The 19,621-nt window shown below is 44.5% G+C and carries 16 protein-coding genes; 8 read left to right on the plus strand and 8 right to left on the minus strand.

Features of this window, described 5'->3' with window-relative positions:
- Nucleotides 1-56: 56 nt before the first annotated feature.
- The gene (locus AC4II3_RS13485) at nucleotides 57-869 is read left to right on the plus strand and encodes a hypothetical protein (protein WP_488009875.1); all 813 of its coding nucleotides are present in this window, start codon (nucleotides 57-59) and stop codon (nucleotides 867-869) included.
- Nucleotides 870-1,112: 243 nt separating this feature from the next.
- On the opposite strand, the gene AC4II3_RS13490 is transcribed toward AC4II3_RS13485, so the two are convergent.
- Nucleotides 1,113-1,475 carry a DUF5615 family PIN-like protein gene (locus AC4II3_RS13490; protein WP_488009873.1) on the minus strand — a complete coding sequence of 121 codons (363 nt, stop codon included), beginning with the start codon at nucleotides 1,473-1,475 and terminating at the stop codon, nucleotides 1,113-1,115.
- The gene (locus tag AC4II3_RS13495) at nucleotides 1,450-1,803 is read right to left on the minus strand and encodes a DUF433 domain-containing protein (RefSeq protein WP_488009871.1); all 354 of its coding nucleotides are present in this window, start codon (nucleotides 1,801-1,803) and stop codon (nucleotides 1,450-1,452) included. Before AC4II3_RS13495 ends, AC4II3_RS13490 begins: the two co-directional genes overlap by 26 nt.
- 282 nt (nucleotides 1,804-2,085) lie before the next feature.
- Here AC4II3_RS13495 and AC4II3_RS13500 point away from each other — a divergent pair, with 282 nt between their 5' ends.
- Nucleotides 2,086-3,087, plus strand: a complete 1,002-nt coding sequence (locus AC4II3_RS13500) for an alpha/beta fold hydrolase (protein ID WP_488009869.1) — start codon at nucleotides 2,086-2,088, stop codon at nucleotides 3,085-3,087.
- Nucleotides 3,088-3,152: 65 nt separating this feature from the next.
- Here AC4II3_RS13500 and thrC read toward each other — a convergent pair whose 3' ends face one another.
- The 3 genes from thrC to rimO all read right to left on the minus strand — a co-directional run bounded on the left by thrC (nucleotide 3,153) and on the right by rimO (nucleotide 7,969).
- A complete protein-coding gene (gene thrC / locus AC4II3_RS13505; protein WP_488009889.1) occupies nucleotides 3,153-4,271 on the minus strand; it encodes a threonine synthase in 1,119 nt (372 codons plus the stop codon).
- A 201-nt stretch (nucleotides 4,272-4,472) separates the two neighbouring features.
- On the minus strand, nucleotides 4,473-5,882 hold the full coding sequence (locus tag AC4II3_RS13510; RefSeq protein ID WP_293046746.1) for a DEAD/DEAH box helicase: 1,410 nt from the start codon (nucleotides 5,880-5,882) through the stop codon (nucleotides 4,473-4,475).
- Nucleotides 5,883-6,646: 764 nt separating this feature from the next.
- On the minus strand, nucleotides 6,647-7,969 hold the full coding sequence (gene rimO, locus AC4II3_RS13515; protein WP_488009867.1) for a 30S ribosomal protein S12 methylthiotransferase RimO: 1,323 nt from the start codon (nucleotides 7,967-7,969) through the stop codon (nucleotides 6,647-6,649).
- 938 nt (nucleotides 7,970-8,907) lie between these two features.
- On the opposite strand from rimO, the gene btpA reads away from it, so the two are divergent.
- The 4 genes from btpA to AC4II3_RS13535 all read left to right on the plus strand — a co-directional run bounded on the left by btpA (nucleotide 8,908) and on the right by AC4II3_RS13535 (nucleotide 13,567).
- Nucleotides 8,908-9,738 carry a photosystem I biogenesis protein BtpA gene (gene btpA, locus AC4II3_RS13520; RefSeq protein WP_488009863.1) on the plus strand — a complete coding sequence of 277 codons (831 nt, stop codon included), beginning with the start codon at nucleotides 8,908-8,910 and terminating at the stop codon, nucleotides 9,736-9,738.
- A gap of 333 nt (nucleotides 9,739-10,071) precedes the next feature.
- Nucleotides 10,072-11,064, plus strand: coding sequence for a vitamin K epoxide reductase family protein (locus AC4II3_RS13525; RefSeq protein ID WP_488007621.1), 993 nt, complete (start codon nucleotides 10,072-10,074; stop codon nucleotides 11,062-11,064).
- Nucleotides 11,065-11,249: 185 nt separating this feature from the next.
- On the plus strand, nucleotides 11,250-12,527 hold the full coding sequence (locus tag AC4II3_RS13530; protein WP_488007623.1) for a BaiN/RdsA family NAD(P)/FAD-dependent oxidoreductase: 1,278 nt from the start codon (nucleotides 11,250-11,252) through the stop codon (nucleotides 12,525-12,527).
- A 500-nt stretch (nucleotides 12,528-13,027) separates the two neighbouring features.
- A complete protein-coding gene (locus AC4II3_RS13535) occupies nucleotides 13,028-13,567 on the plus strand; it encodes an effector-associated domain EAD1-containing protein (protein WP_488007625.1) in 540 nt (179 codons plus the stop codon).
- 238 nt (nucleotides 13,568-13,805) lie between these two features.
- Here AC4II3_RS13535 and AC4II3_RS13540 read toward each other — a convergent pair whose 3' ends face one another.
- Nucleotides 13,806-14,645 carry a prephenate/arogenate dehydrogenase gene (locus tag AC4II3_RS13540; protein ID WP_488007673.1) on the minus strand — a complete coding sequence of 280 codons (840 nt, stop codon included), beginning with the start codon at nucleotides 14,643-14,645 and terminating at the stop codon, nucleotides 13,806-13,808.
- A gap of 58 nt (nucleotides 14,646-14,703) precedes the next feature.
- On the opposite strand from AC4II3_RS13540, the gene AC4II3_RS13545 reads away from it, so the two are divergent.
- Nucleotides 14,704-16,266: a pentapeptide repeat-containing protein gene (locus tag AC4II3_RS13545; RefSeq protein WP_488007627.1), complete on the plus strand. Its 1,563-nt coding sequence runs from the start codon at nucleotides 14,704-14,706 to the stop codon at nucleotides 16,264-16,266.
- Nucleotides 16,267-16,419: 153 nt separating this feature from the next.
- Here AC4II3_RS13545 and AC4II3_RS13550 read toward each other — a convergent pair whose 3' ends face one another.
- Together AC4II3_RS13550 and AC4II3_RS13555 are read right to left on the minus strand one after the other, a co-directional pair.
- On the minus strand, nucleotides 16,420-18,075 hold the full coding sequence (locus AC4II3_RS13550; protein ID WP_488007629.1) for a trypsin-like peptidase domain-containing protein: 1,656 nt from the start codon (nucleotides 18,073-18,075) through the stop codon (nucleotides 16,420-16,422).
- 74 nt (nucleotides 18,076-18,149) lie between these two features.
- Nucleotides 18,150-19,061 carry a sialate O-acetylesterase gene (locus AC4II3_RS13555; protein ID WP_488007631.1) on the minus strand — a complete coding sequence of 304 codons (912 nt, stop codon included), beginning with the start codon at nucleotides 19,059-19,061 and terminating at the stop codon, nucleotides 18,150-18,152.
- A gap of 174 nt (nucleotides 19,062-19,235) precedes the next feature.
- Here AC4II3_RS13555 and AC4II3_RS13560 point away from each other — a divergent pair, with 174 nt between their 5' ends.
- Nucleotides 19,236-19,511, plus strand: a complete 276-nt coding sequence (locus AC4II3_RS13560; RefSeq protein WP_488007633.1) for an HNH endonuclease — start codon at nucleotides 19,236-19,238, stop codon at nucleotides 19,509-19,511.
- The last annotated feature ends 110 nt before the right edge of the window (nucleotides 19,512-19,621 follow it).

Below are 19,621 nucleotides of genomic sequence, written 5' to 3' on the forward strand. Positions count from 1 at the left end.
ATCAAAAACCGAATCCCAATAAAAAACCATATGTCCGCCCCTTGGAGGTCAAGCTAATGTTAGAGTTTAATAAAACTTCACCTATCGACATCGATAAAGGAAATTCTACAACAACTAATAATCATGAAACCATTGAAACCGTTGTGAAAACGGACAATCAGGAAACTAAGCCAATAGGCTTAACTCAGCCAAAATTTTGGTCGAAGCCACTGATTGGACATATCGCCATAACGTCTGTATTGGTTTTACTGATTACTGTAGGAGTTATCTTTCTGTATTCCTTAGGTAACTACCAAACTCAAAAGTGGTTGTTGCCCCCAAGAGAAGCAGTTGCCTATACTGAGACCATCGCTGATGCTGCTCCCCTTGAACAAGAAAGAATTGGTAACCAAATCCAAGAAATCCAAGCGCGAGACCAAAGACATTTTAAAATGATGACATTCTTCTACAACAATTACTATATGTCTAAGTTAATGACCTATGGTACAGCGATTGTAGCAGGAATTTGTTTACTCTTTATTATTCGTTCAGGTTGGAATAGTACTCACCCTTATGTGATTAATATCTTCGTAGTGGTTTCAGCATCAGCTATTCTGTTTGGAAATCTTCCGGGATTATTCCGGTATGAGGACAGTATTGTTAATAACAAACAGTTATACCTGAACTATGCATCTCTAGAGAATGAGGTAACTAGCTACTTGGTGACAGGTCAAGATATCGATGGCAATCCTAGAGAAATGAAGTACTTTATTAATCACATTGATAAGGAATTAAGTCGATTAAATCGACTGCCAATTGGGTTTGAGAGAACTCGACTCTTAGATTATCCCACTTTATATAGCAGCTCTCAATTTGATCAGGGACTTTAGTCTTGGGTTATAGGAAGTAGGGATGCAGCGATGATCCAGTGAGCTAGCTTGCTCATGGGGGGACTCTCATGAGCAACTGCATCAAGACTACGATTGTATAATCAACGAGGTCTAAAAGCTAGGTCGCTTATATAGTAGGCCTTTTAGCTTATTTCCTTACCCCCTCAGGCTTGATGATGAAGATTCTAAAACGAACAATGAGCAATGTATTGCTGAGACTTCTGCTCAGAATAATTAATTAATTCAAGTTATCGGCAGGTGAATAATTTGGTCTTGATATTCCTGCTCATAAGAACATTGTGCAATTATAATTAACTCTTCAATATTTTGACCAATGCTGAAATTGGAGTTTAAGATAAAAATTCCTGGGACATGATGACTTTGGGAAATGTGGTCAGTTAAATGTACGGGCATAGACCTACGGTTATTGGTTACCAAAACAAAGTTATAATCCTCGCACCATAACAGAATTTCCGGGTCTAGTGTACTGAGGCTCGGAGTACCGATTTCCCCAACTGCGCGAATCACTAAATCAGGGCATTTGCGTCGGATTTGAGTTGGGTAAGCTGGGTCAACATTCTCATCCATTAGATACTTCAGTGCCATTGGCTTTCAACTGGGCTTGTCTTTCTGCTTTGATTTTCCGGAGTCGAGCAACAGCAGGATGAGGATTCAAAGCTTGAGCTTTACGCTGTTGATGTCCCCACTCTAGCCAGTCAGCAATGTATTGACTAACCGTGTCTTTGTTCTGTAGGTAATAAAGAATTGTGGCATAGACCTGTTCTAAGGTCAGAGTTGAGTAAATTTTGGCAATTTCTTCAGCAGTACGCCCTTTAAATAAATACTCGTACAACACCGTTTCAATCCCAATCCGATGACCTTTAATCCGAATGTCATCAGGAGCCAAAAAGTTGAAATACTCTTCTAGTTGCATAAGGAATTTGATGGCGATAGTGTTTGAAAATGAGATGTAATCAAGCTAGAGGAAATCGTCACCCGATTCGCAGCAAACCATAACACATCATTATCTCTGTTTGCGATCGCAAAAGTTATACTAGCAATAGTATCCTAAAAATATTATATTAGAATAATTATACTAGCAGAGCTAGAAGCCATATAGGCCATATAAGTCCTACTAAAGTCGGTATCATCGGTAGTGTTAGAAAAGTATCCCAATCAGGGATAGAGTTGCTGTTTCCGTGGTCAGTTTAGTCTGATGAAATTTTGGCTTAAATGGATTTTCCTAGGTGTTCTGCTGGCAGTGAGCATCCTACTGCTAGGGCTTTTCCTCTATGAGCGTTGGTCAAGAATCTACTTACCCATTAAATACCCACCACCAGGGCAATTGGTAGATGTGGGCGGGCGCAAACTTCACCTTCATTGCATGGGTGAGGGGGATGTAACGGTTATCTTAGAGGATGGGCTAGCGCCGATGGGCTCTCTGGCTTGGGGCAAAGTACAGCCTCAGGTAGCGGAGTTTACGCGGGTTTGCGCCTACGACCGCCCAGGCATAATGTGGAGCGAACCTAGCCCCCATCCTCCTACAGCAGACCAAATTGCTCAAGACCTACATAGGGCTTTGGAGCAGGCAGGTATCAAGCCGCCCTATGTGTTAGTAGGGCTATCCATGGGTGGTATTTATATTAGAGTATTCGCAGAGCTTTACCCTGATGAAGTAGTAGGCATGGTATTGGTGGATTCATCTCATCCAGAACAGGAAGAACGTTTTCCTCCTGCCCCAGTTAATCTCGAACCCTCTCCGGTCAAGTCATGGCTGAACAGGCAATTGGCCGCTATGGGAGTCTTGCGCTTATTGCATCATTTTCCTAATCCCAACGTTAGACGGATTCCCCCAGAAATGCTGCCCCAGCTCAAAGCCTTTGGCCCTCAATCGACTGTTACTGTGGAAGCTGAAGCACAACTCTTCCATCGAAACCTAAAGCGGGCTCAAACAACGCCTTCTTTGGGCGATCGCCCGTTAGTGGTGCTAACAGCTGCAAAGCCCGTCACTGTGGATCAGTTACCCCGTGGCTTTACAGCAGATTATATGCAACAACAAAGAGCCGTCTGGCAAGAACTCCAGGCCGAACTTGCTACTTTATCTTCAAGTAGTCAGCAGATTATTTCCGAGCAAAGCGGTCATCTGATGTATTTCGATCAGCCTTCGTTAATCATAGATGGCATTCATCATGTGGTGGATCAGGTACAACTCCCGTAAACCTTCAACCGACTAACCTTCAACCGACTAACCTTCAACCTAACAACCGACGTTACCAGGGATTCCTAAGCCTCTTTCGGCTTTAACCCCATCACCTTTGCCACAGCAGCAGTTGTGGGCTCAATCCCTTCTGTTAATGGGTTGTTGCTGTGCGCGATTGCAGTATCTGGATCTTTGAGACCATTACCTGTCAGTACACAAACCACGGTTGCTCCTGTGGGTACCTGGTCTTTTACTTTCAACAAACCAGCGACTGATGTAGCGCTCGCTGGTTCACAAAAAATTCCTTCTTGGGATGCCAATAACCGATAGGCATCTAAAATTTCTTGATCGGTAACACTATTAAATGCCCCTTTACTAGCTTCTTGGGCTGCGATCGCTTTTTTCCAGCTAGCCGGGTTGCCCACCCGAATTGCGGTTGCAATGGTTTCGGGATGCTCTAGGACTTTGCCAGCGACAATCGGAGATGCTCCAGATGCTTGAAATCCCATCATTTGGGGTAAGCGATCGCATTTCCCCTGCTGATGGTACTCGCAAAATCCCATCCAGTAGGCACAAATATTGCCAGCATTGCCCACTGGTATGCACAGCCAATCAGGAGCATCACCTAAGTTGTCCACTATCTCAAACGCAGCTGTCTTTTGACCTTCTAAGCGATAAGGATTGAGGGAATTGACCAAGGTCACGGGATACTTTGATGCCATTTCCTGGACAATTTTCAAGCAGTCATCAAAATTTCCCTTAATGGCGATTACTGTTGCTCCATATACCAACGCTTGGGCTAATTTCCCCAGAGCCACATAACCATCAGGAACAATTACAAATGCCCGCATTCCCCCCCGACGAGCGTAGGCTGCTGCTGATGCCGAGGTATTTCCGGTACTAGCACAGATTACCGCCTGGTCTCCTGCTTCCTTAGCTTTTGAAATCGCCATGGTCATGCCCCGGTCTTTAAAACTACCGGTAGGATTGAGACCATCATATTTCACCAGTACCTTTACTCCTCTGCCAATAATTTTGGCAATAGTGGGGACAGGAATTAGAGGAGTATTACCTTCGAGTAAGGTTACCACTGGTGTGGAGTCAGTGACTGGCAAATAAGGACGGTAAGCCTCAACTAAGCCAGGCCAGTTGAGCGAAGTAGAAATGCCACCACTCACAGTAGAGGAATCAGAAACAGACAGACTTGAAGCCACGTTTGGTTAGGGAAGTATTAAGGGTGAAGTATCAAGTGTGAAGTGTGAAGTATGAAGCATGAAGTATGAAGCATGAAGGTTATGATCTGTCAATCCTTCCATTTATTTTTGTTGCTTGACGAAACAACTGGTATATTTTGCTACTTCATCCAATACGCCTTCATCCTTTACACTTCATCTTTGTCTATCTTATCTTGACTGATTTTGAATCACAGGCTTTCTTGGTTTTTCTGACCGATGGCGTTTGTCTGTGTTAAGGCGAAGTTTGGGACGTTCCACCATTCGTTCTTCGATATCGTCACTAATGGGGGGTTGAGTTTTGTCATAGAACAACTGCAATGCTGCCGCTGCGATCGCATGAGCATCATATTCTTCTTCCAATTCCCGTACAACTGGCAAGAAAGAAGCCATCCGTTCCCCTGATAAAGCTTCCCGTAACTCTGCCTGCAGTCTTTCTAAGCGCCGGGCTTCAATTTGTGAGCGCGTCGGAATCCGGGTAACTTCCAACCGTTGCCGCACCTTGCGCTCAATCTGGTAGAGTTTACGGCGTTCAAAAGGTTGAATCAGGGTAATCGCTGTTCCTGTCTTACCAGCACGACCGGTACGACCAATGCGGTGAATATAGCTTTCTACTTGATCTGGCAGGTCAAAATTGATCACATGGGTCAGATGATCCACATCTAGACCACGGGCAGCAATATCGGTTGCTACTACCCAACGCACTTGATTTTTCCGGAACCGATACAATAACCGCTCCCGCTGACTCTGACTCAAATCACCGTGGTACTCATCCACACTGTGACCAGCCGCTTGTAATTGGTTGGTTAGTTCAGCAGCAGCTTTTCGTGTTCGCACAAAAATGATTGAAGCTTCTGGGTCTTCCAGTTCCAGAATCGGATGGAGAGCCCTGATTTTTGAGCAGCCACGGGGTACCATGTAAACTCGCTGTTCAATGCGCGCTGGTGCTGCTTTCGATTGCTGAACTTTAACAGTGACGGGGGATTTCAGGAACTTGCTGACTAGGTCCTGAATTGGCCGGGGCATAGTTGCTGAGAAGCAAGTAGTCTGACGCTCTTCGGGAGTCTGTTGCAGGATTTTCTTAACATCATCGATAAAGCCCATGCTTAACATTTCATCCGCTTCATCGAGTACCACCCAGCTCAGGTTTTCCAGCTTAAGGTCTCCCCGGTCTAGCAAGTCAATCACCCGTCCGGGAGTTCCTACCACAATCTGAGCGCCTTTGTACAGCATCCGAATTTGCCGCTCAATAGACTGACCACCGCAGACGGTTAGTATATGCAATCGACGGTCCTCACTGAAGTCCCGAATCGCTTGGTTAACTTGCTGGGCTAACTCTCGGGTTGGGGTTAGAATTAAGGCTTGTACGGTTCGCTTGTCCAAGTCAATGCGATCTAGCATTGGTAGGGAAAACGCTGCTGTTTTGCCAGTACCGGTTTGAGACATACCGAGTACATCATGGCCATTGAGCAGTTCAGGAATAGCTTGGGCTTGGATAGTAGTAGGTGTAGTGAAGCCGATTTTTTCGAGTTGGCTTACACAAGCTTCAGACAATCCCAGGCTTTGGAAAGAAACGGTCATAAGTTATTTTTCGATTTTTCGTTGGTTAGTTGTGGTTTTTTTCTGGTAAGTCAGAAAGTTAGTAGTTGAACGTGTGAGGAAACACTGTGATGGCTATAAAGACAGTGAGCCTTCAGGTTTTACTCACCATGGCTGTTGCCTTAACAAACCTGTGATGAGATTACATGAGTAGAAAGGGGTTTAGTTTCCACCCATTTGGTTAGGTGCGCTTTCCGCGTTAAGAATTAAATTCGCCACGGGTCGCACCTGTTGATAGGCCTCAACTCCTAAGTAGCACCTTGTCCCATAGGCAGTCGCGCTTTAGCTTAAACCCCCTCAGGTCGGTAATGGTACGCTTTCCGCGTTAAGAATTTAATTCGCCACGGGTCGTACCTCTGCATCGCTAGCTAGGTATTGCCCGTTGGATTGGGGTGGGGTAAATCATCCCAAATTTAACCCTCAAAGCTGAATTGATGCACCGCTAAGCTAGTTTTTACCCCCTAAGCAGGTCTTTTAAGTGTTTAGTCTCCCGTTTAGTCTCCCGTTTAGTCTGCCATTACTATGGGCGACAGAACTATGGGCGACAGACACCGACTTTTCACAAGGCTAGACACCTTGTCTACAGCTCCATTGTCTTGGTGCGCGTTCCCTTGGCGAGGAAACCTCGCCGGGGTCGCACCGCAATCTAAAAGACCAAGGATCATTTCTGGTTCAGGATTGACCAGATTACTTCCCCTAGTGGTGGAGTTTTTAATTCCAGCCCCTAGTTAAAGCCTGTGGCTTGTTTACGGAGGTAGTACTACAGAACCATACAAGTCGTAGAAATCACAATCAGTAATTTCTACTGATACTATGGTTCCTAAAGAGGCATCACCTTGAACGTAGACCAATCCATCCACCTCAGGGGCAAACCTGGCACTGCGACCAATAAATTCACCCGTTAAGGGATTTTCTTGTTCTATGAGAACATCAACTATCTTGCCCAGACAGTTTTGATTTTTTTTCAAGGAAATCGGTTGTTGAACTGCCATCAGGGCATCCCGTCTGGCATCCATCACCCCTTGGGGCAACTGATTAGGCAATTTGTATGCTGCTGTTCCCTCCTCCGCAGAAAAGGTAAACACTCCAACATGGTCAAATTCATGATGCTGGACAAATTCCAGCAAGTGTTCAAAGTGCTGCTCTGTTTCGCCGGGAAACCCGACAATAAAGGTGGTTCGCAACACTGCATCAGGAAGTGCAGTTTTGAGTTGCTTGATGATAGTGTCATTTACTCGTCCCTGCCAAGGACGGTTCATGGAGCGGAGGATTTCTGGATGGGAGTGCTGTAGAGGCAAATCGAGATAAGGAAGAACATTATGAGTTTCCTGAATGGCTTTTATGACGGATGGGGTTAAACCGGTGGGATAGGCGTAGTGGATCCGAATCCAGGGGATGTCTACTTCACCTAATGCTCTCAACAGTTCTGCCAGTGTCGGTTCACCGTATATGTCTAAACCATAGTTGGTGGTGATTTGGGAAATTAAAATCAGCTCTTGAACCCCTTGAGATGCCAACTGCTCAGCTTCCGCAACAATGGATTCTATGGTACGCGATCGCTGCTTTCCCCGGAGGTGCGGAATGATACAGAAGGAACAGCGGTAATCACACCCTTCTGCCACCCGTAGGTAAGCAACCCCTTCAGAAGTTGTTCGGTAGCGTGGCGTTGTTTCGTCAGCAATGTAGGTTGGTTCAGTAGAAACCTCTTGAACGCGATCGCCTGTTTCTACTCTTTGGATTACATCTACTATTTTATGGTAGTCTCCGGTTCCCACCACTGCCACTGCCTCTGGCAACTCTTCCAATAGTTGGCTTTGGAAGTGTTGAGCCATACAGCCCGTGATCACTATTTTTTTATCAGCTTCAGCCAGTTCTACTAGCGTGCGGACTGATTCTCGCCGCGCTTGTTCTATAAAACTACAGGTATTTACAATAACATACTCAGCTAATTCTTCATTGGCATCAACCTGGTATCCTGCCTGTACCAGCAGACCCAGCATATGTTCGGTATCAATGCGATTTTTCTCGCACCCCAAATGAGATATTGCTACAGTTGGCTTTTTGCCCATTCATTACATCATCTTATATGATAATACGACTTCGTCACATAATCTACTGCCCAATAGCCGCACCTTACACCATTGATTCTGGTTTGTCAGCGATGCAGCGCCTTCATGCGGGGGTTTCCCCCACTCGCGCTTTGCATCAAGACAGTGATGTGCTCCACTCTTAATCTGCTCTCCTCTTCTACTAGTACTGATGTTCCATGTTGATTCCACTCTCAAAACCTATACACTCATTCTAAATTAAATTTTATTAAAATATTCAAAAAAATATTAGGAATTATAAAAATCTCCCTCAAAGAAAATTATGCGTTCACGTAGTGTATCCAAAGGATAATCCCGGGGATCGTGACTCCAACGGGCTCGTGTTGGTCACCTCGGTCTATGGGGGAGCGGGGGGCTGAGCTCCTACAGGGTAAAAATTGAGTAGTGCTGATCTCGGCTCTTAACCAATTGCGCTCGGAAAGCTGAAACTTGACAAGACAAAGGTACAATCTACTGGTAATATGTATACCTATTTTACCCTTGACCTAGAATCAGTAGGCAGTAGAGATCAAAAACAGATGTAGTCGTTTTAGGGCTCACCTCTGTTAACCTACAACCGCTAGAAATGGTCTTCAGGAATAATGGTGCTTGCTTTGGGGATAGCACTGACCGATACAATTGGTTTTAGCAACTGGTTTTAGCAACCTGGATAACTAAATCCCAGGTTTCATCAAAAGAGTAAGCACAATAGCTTTTCTCTTGGTGCGCCTTCGGTGTGGGCGTTTAACCTCGCGCCTGGTCGCACCGCACCATTAATGCCAGTGGTAGACCGATGCCAGAAAAGGCATTCGACCCTACTCTCAATTTCCAAGTTTTCTATAGGGGGCACTGGTCCTCTCTATCTGTAGCTTTTCCTCCCCGCTCCCTGATGAGATGGGGCTTCCAAACATCCATCGATTGTGAACTTAGAGCAAATTTTCCAGACACCGAATCCGATCATAGGAGTTGTGCATTTGCTGCCACTCCCTACTTCCCCGCGCTGGGGGGGTAGCCTGCAAGCTGTCATTGACCGAGCTGAGCAAGAGGTCACCGCCTTAGGCTCTGGTGGAGTGGATGGGGTGATTGTTGAGAATTTTTTCGACGCCCCATTTACCAAAAACCAGGTCGATCCAGCAGTAGTCAGTACCATGACGATCATAGTCCAGCGACTGATGAACTTGGTTCCCATACCAATAGGGATCAATATTTTACGCAATGATGCTCATAGTGCTTTGGCAATTGCTACTTGTGTAGGGGCTAAATTTATCCGCGTTAATGTTCTGACTGGGATTATGGCAACAGACCAGGGGTTAATTGAGGGACAGGCTCATACACTCTTGCGCTACCGTCGGGCACTGGGTAGTGATGTTAAGATTATTGCCGATGTTCTAGTCAAACATGGACAACCTTTGGAATCACCGAATATCACCATAGCTGTACAAGAAACCTTAGAGCGGGGGTTAGCTGATGGTGTGATTCTATCTGGCTGGGCAACCGGTACTGCTACTAATCCCCAAGACCTGGTGTTAGCCTCGGCGGCGGCTAAGGGCAAACCAGTGTTTATTGGCAGTGGCGCTAATTGGGAAAATATCTCTACCCTGATGCAATATGCTGATGGGGTAATTGTCTCTAGTTCCCTCAAGCGTCGTGGACAAATTGATCAACCTATTGACCCGATTCGGGTCAGTCAATTTGTGGAAGCAGTACGCAGTAGTGTGTCGGCTATTCAAGAACAAAAACCAATTGTTTGAAGGATAAAGGTTGGCCGGTTGAAGGTTGGCCGGTTGAAGGTTGAAGGTTGGCCGGTTGAAGGTTGAAGGTTGGCCGGTTGAAGGTTGAAGGTTGGCCGGTTGAACGCGCACCCGTGGCCTTTTGGCCAAGGTTGTCTGTCAGAATTCTAAATTCTGCATTCTAAATTCTGCATTCTAAATTCTACATTCTAAAAGGTTGTTCGCCCTTGGCCTTCCCTTAGGGTAGGTTGACTTTCAACAGTATGTCACCTTGGTTTCTGTCTATTGGTTGTTTGAGTTGATAACGTAGTAGTTAGTACTTTCAAGCAACCCCTATTCCTAATTATCTAGATTATGAGTGTGAGTCGCAGGCGTTCTGTCCCCTGGATTTATCGTTGGTCCCGTCAGCTGATTGCTGCGATCGCTGTCGTGGGTGCCCTGTTAACTGCTTATCTGACTGTGGTTAAACTGACAGGTGGTACTGCAGTTTGCAGCGCGGGTGCAGCTAATGCTTCCAGCTGTAATGATGTTCTTTCCAGCGCTTATGCTAGTATATTTGGTCTGCCACTAACCTTGTTTGGTTTCTTGGCATACACCAGTATGGCTACATTTGCCTTGACTCCGTTGTTAGTCAAGGGAGACCCAAAGAAGGGACTTCGCTCAAAACTAGAAAATTGGACTTGGTTACTGCTGTTGGCAGGCGCAGCAGCTATGACAGTTTTCAGTAGCTACTTGATGTACTTGTTAGCGTTTGAGATCCAAGCACTCTGTATATACTGCATCACTTCAGCATTATTTGCCATTAGCCTGCTAGTCCTAACCCTTGTGGGTCGCAGTTGGGAAGATATTGGTCAAATTTTCTTTATCGGTCTGATCGTGGGCATGATCACCTTGGTAGGTACCTTAGGCGTTTATGCTAATGTTGGGGAATCCGTGGCCACATCAGCAGACAATGGTGGTCCAATTCCCACAGCCTCTGGTGCGCCAAACGCAGCTATTGGTGGTTGGAAAGTTAACACAACCTCTGGTCAATCGGAAATTGATCTGGCGCGTCATTTGACTGAAGTTGGTGCAAAGAAATACGGAGCTTACTGGTGTCCCCACTGCTATGAGCAGAAGCAACTGTTTGGAAAACAGGCATTCTCTCAAATCAATTATATAGAGTGTGCTCGTGATGGCAAAGATGCTCAGACACAAGCTTGTATCGCTGCTGGAATTAAATCCTATCCTACTTGGCAAATTAATGGCGAATTGCTTCGTGGTGTCCAAACTCTAGAAGAATTGGCTAATGTCACTGACTATAAAGGCTCAAGGGACTTTAAGTATTATTTGCCAGGACGATCCTAAGATTTGAAGGCAAAAGGTAAAGAGATGGAAGTATGGGAAGTGTGGGGAGATGGGGAGATGGGGAGATGGGGAGATTTTGATTAAGGGTTCTCATATTAATAAGGTAAACAAGATTTTTTCCCTGTTCCCGATTCCCGATTCCCGATTCCCGATTCCCGATTCCTGATTCCCAATTCCCGATTCCCTTGGATAATTCACGAAATCTCAATGTCGTAGTCATTGGTGGTGGAGCCGCTGGTTTTTTTGGGGCAATTACCTGTGCAACTACTCATCCCCATACCAATGTCACTCTGCTAGAATACTCACGCCATCCATTATCGAAAGTGCGCATCTCTGGTGGTGGACGGTGTAATGTTACTCATGCTTGTTTTGATCCAGCCCAATTGGTACAAGCTTACCCGAGGGGAAGCAAAGCATTGCGAGGGGCTTACACCCGCTTTCAACCTAAGGATACCATTGCTTGGTTTGGGGCTCACGGTGTTGAGCTGAAAACTGAAGCCGATGGCAGGATGTTTCCGATTACTGACACTTCCGAAACTATTGTTGATTGTCTCTTACAAGTAGCTAAGACCGCAGGGGTGACGATTCGCACCAGTAATCCGGTTAAGTGGATCTCTCGACAATCTTCCCAACACCCGACTCCTGACACCCCACACCAGACCCCAGGAGGATTTGAGATTGGGTTGAGGAATGGTGAGACTATAAAATGCGATCGCGTTTTGGTTGCTACTGGTAGCAATCCCTTAGGCTACCGTTGGGCAAAAGCCTTAGGTCATACCATCGAAACCCCTGTTCCCTCTCTATTCACCTTTAATATCCCAGACTCTCGATTACAGGATTTAGCTGGGGTCAGTGTTAAACAGGTCTGCCTCAAATTACCCGATGCTGGTAAAACCTTGAAGGAACAAACCGGACCATTGCTCATTACCCACTGGGGTTTAAGTGGTCCAGTGGTACTGAAGCTTTCTGCTTGGGGGGCGAGAGTGTTGCATGAACACCATTATCAAATGCCCTTGTTGGTGAATTGGCTTCCTGATTACAATCCAGACCGATTGCGCAAATTACTCCTCGATGTTAAATCCCAGTTACCTCGACGCTTCATTACTACTAGTTGTCCCATTCCTATCCCAAAGCGCCTTTGGGTGAGTTTAGTTACTAGTGTGGGAGTGGGAGCACAAAACCGTTGGGCTGAGCTATCTAAAAAAACCGTACATCAGTTAGTTCAAGAACTGACTCAAGGACGCTATTTGATTCAAGGTAAAGGGGTTTTTAAGGAAGAGTTTGTTACTTGTGGTGGTGTTAGTCTCAAAGAAGTGAATTTCAAGACTATGGAAAGCCGCCAATGTCCAGGTCTTTACTTTGCTGGGGAAATTCTCGATATTGATGGAATTACCGGGGGATTTAATTTTCAGAGTGCTTGGACAACCGGTTGGTTAGGAGGTCAAGGGATTGGTAATAGTTGATGTTGTGGTAATTGGTATGCTGGAAATCAAAAGTTTGTACAACAGTTAATCGGTTTGCGGTATCACCAAATCTAGATAGCGTAAGCAAACCACCACTAATGTTTCGTAATGTGAAAGCTAACCTTAATCAGCCTTCTGCCAAATTCCGAACTTCTGAATGTCTGTGTTATTATTACCATGGATAAATATAACATAGCAGTCAAAATATATCCATTCCTTCTCGCAGAACTCAACAACTGAGGTGGTTGTTGGTGCGATCGCCTTTGGCGTGGCCGTAGGCCAATCGCTAATTATTTTGACTATACTGAATAGATTACCTTGGATCGAAGAATGGCTGACTTTGAGACGGAGTTGGCGATGCTAGAAGCCCAAGAGACAAGATAAGTGAGTCTTGGAATAATATGAATTTATCTGGGGTGCATCTCACTTTTGCCAAAATACTCCGATTGAAGGCTAAAACACTTCTCCAGTTCCCTGAGCTATAGATTTACAACTTTGAGATGCACCCTTTATCTGGTCAGCAGCGGAAAAAACTACGAGACGCTCTAATAGACGCTTTTCCTGATCAATCATCCCTAGAGCAAATGCTATCGTTTGAATTAAATAAAAATTTAAACGCAATTTCTGGAGGAGCTAATTTAAAAGAGGTTGTTTTTGAATTAATAAAAATAGCAGAAGCTGAGAATTGGATCAAAGACTTAATTTATGGTGCACGAGAGTCAAACCCTGGCAACCAAAGCTTACAGGATATAGCCGCAGAATTGTTCAAAATCTCTGATGAACTTGATGAAGCAGAATACGAGCGAAAATTTTGGGCAAAATACAAGCCAATGTTAGAGGCTAAAGATCAAAAAATAAAGTTTTATAATGTTGTCCCTAAAGCTGTTGACCAACTTGAGAGTAACCCAACACTCAAAACGAAGGAAATCAATGTACTGAAAGCAGGAGGAGTAGAAGCATTCAAAGAAGCAATAGACCATCTCCTAGTCAACATTCTAATGGCTACGATTGAGGGTTGGAGGGAGGTTGAGCCTGAGTGAGTTGGAGAATCGCCAATAAACCTGAATTGGGGTGCATCTCACTGTCTTATAGATTTACAATTTTGATATTACCCCACAGATAGTTAAATGTTGTTCAATTTTAGTTATCCCTCATCGCCTCAAAACATCTCAAGTTTTGCCCTTTGATGAACAGAGCTATCAAAGGGCAAGATTAGGAATTATTTGTGTTCCATCATGCGATCGCTTGCTAATTAGCTCAATAACAAACTAAACAAACTCAGGAAACAAACTTTTTCCGAGCTACATGAGTCGTTTCAAAGATTTGTTCCAGACTTGACCAATCTTCCTGTTCAATCACCTCAATTATCTGGTCAAGGCGATCGCGATAGCCTAAAAGCGATCGCATTATCGACTCCTGATTGTAACGAGCCATCATTACTCGCAGTTCTGGATTACCACCCCCGACACGGCTAGTATCACGAAAACCAGAACTAGCTAACTGTTGGGCTAACTTCAAAACAACTGGGTCAGTCTCCTGTATACAAGCATTAATCAAACTCCCACTCACCATCGCCGGTAGATGAGAAATCCATGCTACCGCTTTGTCATGGTTTTCCGGGGTTGTGATGTAAAGCAATGACTTAAGCGATCGCACAATTTCCTCCACCTTCTCAAGTGCTGGTGGTGGTGTTGTCTCAATCGGGGTCAGTACATAAGGGTTTCCGACAAATAGATTAGACACCGCAGCTTCCACACCACTGTATTCCCTTCCTGACATCGGATGACCACCTACAAAATTTTCCCACAGGGGAGCAATGTCTCTAACCACTGGCATTTTGACCGAACCAATATCAGTGATTACGGTATCCTTGTTAAGATAGTTGACTAAATCCTTGACAGTAGAGGCGATTGCGGCTATTGGGGTGCAGATAAACACAACCTCTGCTGTGGCTAGGATACTTAATTCAATACTCGCATTATCAACAATGCCGTGATCAAGTGCGAATTGACAGGTTTTTGGTTGACGAGAGACTGCCAAGACCTGGTGACCTTGTGCTCTCAAGTCTAATCCTAGGGACCCACCCATCAATCCCAGTCCTACAATACCAATTTTCATCATCTCTCACCCGAATTCAGCCTATGCCATGATAAATATTAATTTTTGTTAGATTGTAATGAATGTCAGGGAAATTATTCAACAATATGCAGCAGGGGTAAGAGATTTTACAGCTGCGGATCTTACGGAACTTAACCTAAGCGGCGCTACTCTTAGTGGTGCCGACTTGAGTGAAGCTAACCTGAGTATAACTAACTTAAGTGGTGCTAACTTGAGCGGCACAAACCTCAGCCGAGCCAACTTAAACGTTGCTAGACTCAGTGGTGCCAATCTCTCCAAAGCCAAGTTAACACAAGCACAGCTCAATGTAGCAAATTTGATTCGGTCTGATTTAAGAGGTGCCCAACTGATTCAGGCATCACTGATTCGTGCTGAGATGGTTCGTGGTTCCCTTAGTGGAGCAAATCTAACCGCAGCAAACCTCACTGGTGCTGATTTACGAGAAGCCACCCTCAGACAAGCCAATCTCAGCCGCGCTATCTTCAATGAAGCTAATCTAGCGGGGGCAACCCTTAGTCAAGCAAATTTGAAGGGAGCCCACTTAAATGGAACAAATCTGCACAAAGCCGATTTCAGCGGTAGCAATCTAAAAGGGGTTGAAATCAGACAAGGAAATCTCACCTGTGCCAATTTTAGGGGAGCTGATCTCAGTGGGGCAAATTTACGCTGGGCTGATTTAAGTGGAGCAAACCTCAGTTGGGCTGATCTCAGCAACGCTAAATTAAGTGGAGCTACCTTAGTTGGAGCTGATTTGAGCAATGCTAATTTAGTTAATACCAGTTTAGTACACGCTGATCTTAGTAAGGCAAGGCTGATTAAAGCCAATTGGATTGGAGCAGATTTGACTGGTGCTACCCTGACTGGGGCAAAACTATATGCCGTTTCCCGGTTTGGTCTCAAAACCGAAGGACTGATCTGTGAATGGGTTGACTTGAGTCCTGATGGCGATCAAAGTCAAATTATCCGTCTGTCTTCAGAAGCTGCCAAAACCTTTTTCAACGAGACCCTGCCAACAGTAAAGATTATCGTTGATACGCCGTTAGACCTCAAAGCAAATTTGGCTTTAGCCTCGATTTATAATCAAATAGCTAATGTTTCTGAAGTGCTCAATCAACCACCCAGCATTGAGGTGGGTGTCCGCAGAACAACCATTACCTTTACGAGCAACAATGCTGACTTATTCATTATCGCTTACTTGGCAATTGTACCATTTAAAGATGGAGGTCAAACTCATCGCAATATTGTGACCCTATTAAATAGCCTACCCTCACGCTCAATTTACACTTTAAATCATCAAGACAAACAGCAAATCAAAAAATTACTGACAAGTATTGGCCAAGCTATTGAGCAGCTTAACCCAATTAAAACCGTTAAGTTAGCACCAGAAATAAAATCATCGGCTAACTTTTTTATTGCTCCGACTCAGACAATTATTACTAACTCTAGAGACTACTCATTAAGTATTTATTATAATCAAGACTTTGGAAAGTATCTGATGAATCAATCAAGCTGGATCGAGCAATCTGAAGACACCACAACACCATCAAGACCAGTATCAACCCTGCCTCCAGTGAGTCAAATTGTTGCATTTATTAAGGCGTGGGATTATTTGACCGGTTGATTGTGTATACAACAGCGTTTAAATTGAGATATTAATTGAGATATTATCGTAATTTTAACCAAATCTAAATTACTGGATTAGGAATGCCTAGGAGTGCGTTCGCGAAGCGTCGGCTTTGCCGAATCGCTTATCTTAAACTCAAGTTAATTTAAGTTAATTAGAGATTTGCTTTCTCCAAATTCTAATTTGCTGATCCCAACCACCACTAACTAAGGTTTGACCATCCTGGCTCAACGCAACAGCCACAACATAGCCCGAATGACCATTTAAGGTGCTTTTCAACTGACCGCTCCTCATATCCCACAACTTAATGGTCTTATCCCAACTACCGCTAATCAAAGTACTTCCATCTCTAGTCATGGTTACTGACCACACCCCATCTGTGTGACCCGTCAACGTCCTAGTCAGTTTACCAGTGTTAATATTCCACAAGCGAATAGTGCCGTCTCCTCCACCACTGGCTAAAATCTTCCCATCCAGACTAATTGCCACAGACGATACCGATCGAGAATGTCCCTTGAAGATACGCACTAACTTACCTGTAGCTAGATTCCACAGCCGAATAGTTGTATCTTGAGAACCACTGACTAAGGTTTTGCCATCAGGAGAGATTTCAACAGAATTCACTGAACCTAAATGTCCGGTAAGGGTATACAACAGTTTACCCTTACGCAGCTGCCAAATCTTAATAGTGTTATCCCAGCTGCCACTAACTAAAGTTTTACTATCTGCACTGAAGGCTAAAGTCGCCACTGTATCTTGATGTCCACTCAGGGTAACTAACGGTTTACCCGTGTTAATATTCCAGGTCTTGATCATACGGTCATCACCGCCACTGACTAAGGTTTGACCATCCGGACTAATCACCACAGCATTCACTGCGCCACCGTGACCTCGCCAGCTACGAATTAATTGACCAGTTGACAGATTCCACAAAGAGATAGTGCCATCACTATGACCACTAGCAGCCATCAATCCCTTTACTGATCTCCCTTGAGCAACGGTGCCAATGGCCACAGAACTAACTGAGCCAGTGCCTACCTTTAGGGTATTGGCCAACTTGTAGAAAACTGTTCCGGTCTTGGCAGATGCAGCTGTAGGAGAGACAGCGACTTGAGGAGTCTTTACAGGAGTTGGCAGTTTCAGCTGAGAGCGCCAGGTTAAATAGGTGTCAATGCTAATGCCAGATGCCACAATTGTGTCAGAATCCCCCACTAACCTGACCATGCCATTAATACCAATTACCCGCCCCTGATTATCTAATACCGGTCCACCACTCATCCCAATTCTGACCAAATTGGTATAACTCAGAGCATATCCCCTAGGAAGTTTAGAACTAGCCTCCGTGAGCAATCCTTCAGTATTAATAAACCGCCGTTGTCGAGAAGCACCTCCAGAACGAGGCCATCCAGCAACATAAACCCTTTGACCTGCAAGGATTTGCTGGGAATTCCCTAACCTAGCAACTGGGTAGTTAGAGGTGCTAATGAAAGGTAAGATCGCTAAATCTACTCCTGGCATCCGTCTGATGTAGCGAGAGTCTACAGGATAACGATTGCCATCAGGGGTTTGAATCCTGTAGATGCCAGATTTTTGTAGCACATGAGCATTAGTCAGGATGTAATATGTATTTCCTTGGCGTTCAACAATTATCCCACTCCCACCCTGTTTTGGACCATCAATCCGGACAGTAATTTGTTGCGCAACAGTTTTAGCAGCTGGTGTTGATATCACCACTGTGGGAATTGCTGGAATGATGGCGATGCTAGCAATTAAAAACCCTGGAACTGTTTTAGATAAGATGTTCATCAAGCAAGACCTGAATCAATGGCGACGTTTCCTCTAGTTTTCCCTGTCTTGATGCACCGTATTATCTTTGAGTATTACCTTTGAGTAAGTTGCCAAAATGCTTTAGCAAATCGTTTTCCAACAATCAAATAACTTTCCGTTGTCAAGTGGACATGGTCTTGCAAACCCAAGTCATCTGTTGTAATCATCCTAGTAGCTGGTAACTGGACTGTTTCCTGTTGTGCTTTCACGGTTTCCCAGTTTGGGAGCTTTTCTGGATCAGTAGTGGTGCTAATTTGAGCAAAAACTACTGGTAAATCAGGTTTCCCTAAGTCTTGACGGAAATCCTTTACTAACCTAACAAATTTATCAGCCCACTGATTTGGGAAAAATTTTCGACTTGGGTCGGCTTGAGGATTAAGGGCATCACTTTCTCCCTGAAAGAATAATAAACCTTTAATTTCTCCCATTGGTGAAGCTGCATAGGCTCGCTTTAAGCAAGAGCCATACAAAGTATCTTCACTTAGATTTTTTTGCCACTCTTGAATACTAGAACCCCATTTAGCACAGGGAATTAAACCAACAATCAGCTCAGGATCGTATTGGAGCAATTCAGTAGCAAAGGCCATCCCTGGACCGACTCCAGCTGACTTATCTTCCGAGACACGATCAACTTGTCCACTTGGTGAATCAATCGGTTCTTGGCCTAGATGCCAGCGGTAATCGTTTCCAAAAACAAAAACTCTGGGGTGAGTAACGGAACTAGCAGCTGTCAGCTTACCACTTCCTGACATATTCGACTGTCCTGCCAAAATAAATAAGGACATCTTCCCTTGAAAATTGGCAGGAACTGGTTTGCTTTGATTATGCTTAATGCTAGAAGTGCTGAGGATACCGTAGCGTCTTAGCAACTGGTTTACTTGAGTAGACTTTTGTAGTATAATACCTAAAAAAATACCGATAACTATACCGATAACTAGATAGGAAACTATTGACCAAGCTTTCATGATATTGGATGTTTAGTTGAGATATTCAACACTGAGTATTTTACGGTTATCGTAGTAATGAAGTACACAGGATTTTTTTCTCTTGCCTCTTGCCTCTTGCCTACTCCCTACTCCCTACTCCCTAAAAAATAGGACGAAAGCACCTCACCAAATTCATAACTTTTATAATTATCAATGACTTGTGAACTTTGTGGAAGAGATGTAGAGCGATTGACAGTTCATCACCTGATACTGCGACAAAACACTAAGCGAAAAAAGATGAAACCTGGTCCAACGATTACTATTTGCCCTGCTTGTCACCGACAAATACATGCTTTATTCCCAAATGCTCGTTTAGCTCTGGAATTGAATACCTGTGAAGCTTTAAAAAATGACCCTCAAATGCAAAAGTTTTTAGCCTGGGTCAGAAAGCAAAAGCCTGATAAGCGGGTCAGGGTTTATCGTTCTTAAGCGATCGCGTTTGTATCTGGATTGTAAACACAGGCCATAAAAAGGCAAAAGGCAAAAGGCAAGAGGCAAGAGGCAAGAGGCAAGAGGCAAGAGGCAAGAGGCAAGAGGCA

Source organism: Moorena sp. (genome assembly GCF_982860115.1).

Coding starts and splice junctions, on each gene's coding strand:
- AC4II3_RS13495 (WP_488009871.1), bottom strand. CDS start 1,803: ATGCAACTAGAAGAGTATTTCAACTTTTTGGCTCCTGATGACATTCGG.
- AC4II3_RS13500 (WP_488009869.1), top strand. CDS start 2,086: ATGAAATTTTGGCTTAAATGGATTTTCCTAGGTGTTCTGCTGGCAGTG.
- AC4II3_RS13490 (WP_488009873.1), bottom strand. CDS start 1,475: ATGGCACTGAAGTATCTAATGGATGAGAATGTTGACCCAGCTTACCCA.
- AC4II3_RS13550 (WP_488007629.1), bottom strand. CDS start 18,075: ATGAACATCTTATCTAAAACAGTTCCAGGGTTTTTAATTGCTAGCATC.
- AC4II3_RS13545 (WP_488007627.1), top strand. CDS start 14,704: ATGAATGTCAGGGAAATTATTCAACAATATGCAGCAGGGGTAAGAGAT.
- AC4II3_RS13540 (WP_488007673.1), bottom strand. CDS start 14,645: ATGAAAATTGGTATTGTAGGACTGGGATTGATGGGTGGGTCCCTAGGA.
- AC4II3_RS13510 (WP_293046746.1), bottom strand. CDS start 5,882: ATGACCGTTTCTTTCCAAAGCCTGGGATTGTCTGAAGCTTGTGTAAGC.
- rimO (WP_488009867.1), bottom strand. CDS start 7,969: ATGGGCAAAAAGCCAACTGTAGCAATATCTCATTTGGGGTGCGAGAAA.
- AC4II3_RS13535 (WP_488007625.1), top strand. CDS start 13,028: ATGCACCCTTTATCTGGTCAGCAGCGGAAAAAACTACGAGACGCTCTA.
- AC4II3_RS13525 (WP_488007621.1), top strand. CDS start 10,072: ATGAGTGTGAGTCGCAGGCGTTCTGTCCCCTGGATTTATCGTTGGTCC.
- AC4II3_RS13560 (WP_488007633.1), top strand. CDS start 19,236: ATGACTTGTGAACTTTGTGGAAGAGATGTAGAGCGATTGACAGTTCAT.
- AC4II3_RS13555 (WP_488007631.1), bottom strand. CDS start 19,061: ATGAAAGCTTGGTCAATAGTTTCCTATCTAGTTATCGGTATAGTTATC.
- AC4II3_RS13485 (WP_488009875.1), top strand. CDS start 57: ATGTTAGAGTTTAATAAAACTTCACCTATCGACATCGATAAAGGAAAT.